General features: G+C 47.7%; 1 protein-coding gene. It reads left to right on the top strand.

Annotation, left to right across the window (positions count from 1 at the left end; translation table 11 throughout):
• Window positions 1-150 precede the first annotated feature (150 nt).
• Entirely contained in the window at window positions 151-1,617 is a 1,467-nt protein-coding gene (locus B5E62_RS17715) for a DDE-type integrase/transposase/recombinase (protein WP_087175612.1), read from the top strand.
• Window positions 1,618-1,882: the final 265 nt, after the last annotated feature.

Genomic DNA, 1,882 nt, shown 5'->3' with positions numbered 1-1,882 from the left:
GGTAGTGTCAAAAACTACCATGCTTTTTATTGTTTAAAGTTACGTTTTACCTTGATCTTTTGGAGGTTTGCAAATAAAAAGAGCATTGACCTCCCTTTTCGTGTATAATGTCATCGACCAAAACAACATCCCCGAAAGGAGCCAATGCTCATGGACATTATACTTTATCTTCTCACCATCATTCAATACCTTTATCAGATGAATTGCTGGTTATTAAATTTTATCTGCAGATACATCCCACTCAAACAGTGGGCGTTTGATGACTCCCATTCCCCGAAATACCAGAAGTTCAAGATCGATGAACTTCCAAGGGTCCAGTTCCACCAGCATGACTGGCACTGGCAACTCCTCATCCCTTACTTCAAGCATCGCTATGATCAAGATATCAGGCCCATCGTCAGGCGCAAACCCTGTGACATCCCCGATGACTGCTGTTGCCCTTCCTGCGGTGCTCCCAAACCTTATCTCTACCGCAACAACGGCAAAGCAGGGCAGCTTAGCTGTAAGGTCTGTAGTACGAACTTCTCTCCCGGAGAAAACCGTTTCTCCAAGCAGTTTACCCTTCGCTGCCCTCACTGCGGCAATTCTCTTGTGGCTAAGAAGGAACGGAAACACTTCATCCTCCATAAATGTGTAAATCCTCACTGCCCTTACTATCTCCACAATCTGAAGAAGGTTGACAAAAAGGATCTGGAGGAGGACTACGGAAAGAATAAATACAAGCTCCATTACATCTACCGACAGTTTACGATAGATTTTTTTCGCATGGACTTAAACTCTCTCCCCAAAGGTGCCTCTTCCCTCAGGTTCAGCAAATATAACGCCCATGTCATGTCCCTGTGCCTGACCCTCCGCGTAAATCTCGGCCTTTCGCTCAGAAAAACTTCCCAGGCTCTTAAAGACCTGTATAACATCAACATCTCTCACCAGCAGATCGCCAACTACTGCAAAACCGCCGCTGTCTGCGTGAAACCCTTTGTAGACCTGTACCCTTACGCAAAAGGATCCGTCTTTACTGCTGACGAGACCTACATCAAGGTACGGGGCATCAAGACCTATGTCTGGCTTATCATGAATGCTGCTACTCGCTCCATCATCGGCTATCAGGTCTCTGACAACCGTGGAGTCGGCCCCTGCATCCTTGCCATGCGCATGGCCTTCCAGGGCTTAAAAAAGCTTCCGGAAAACTTTAAATTCATTGCAGATGGCTACAGCGCCTATCCCCTTGCCGCTATGGAGTTCGCAAAAAAGTTTGGGGAAGCGTTTACTTTCCAGATCACCCAGGTGATCGGCCTTACCAACGATGATGCCGTCTCCACGGATCACCGTCCCTTCAAGCAGATGATCGAACGGCTCAACCGTACTTATAAGGCTTCTTACCGTAAGACAAACGGCTTTGACAGCATCAATGGCGCAGGCTATGATCTTGCTCTCTGGGTAGCTTACTACAACTTTCTCAGGCCGCATAAACATAAGGGCTACCAGGTCCTCAACAAAGTAGGACCCTTAGAGAATGCCGAAAATATGCCCGGCAAGTGGCAGCTTCTCATCTTCCTTGGCCAGCAGACAATCCTGCAGATGCAAAAGTCAGGGAGCGGAGATACAGTCTGTTCCTAGATCCGGAGCCGGAGATAACAACTCAGCCATCCCGGAGGGATTTACCCTTGATGGCACACAAAAGCAATGCTACAATGCTGTGGCCCAGACGGAGAAATCAGCCTGTTCCTGAGTCCTCCGCCGTCGATAAGGCGTTCAGAGCATTGCTTTTGTGTGCTGTCAAGGGTGGCGTGAGCTGCCATCAAACTTCATATCTGCGATTTTCAAGGTTCAATCGGAGCCTATTTTTTAGGCTTCGCTTTTTCATAACTTATTTGACACTACC

Origin of the sequence: Lachnoclostridium sp. An118, assembly GCF_002160985.1 — a bacterium.
In the GTDB taxonomy this organism is placed as follows: Bacteria; Bacillota; Clostridia; order Lachnospirales; family Lachnospiraceae; genus Claveliimonas; species Claveliimonas stercoravium.
Note: the sequence above shows the minus strand (reverse complement) of the source record. Positions and strands in the feature narration are given on the sequence as shown.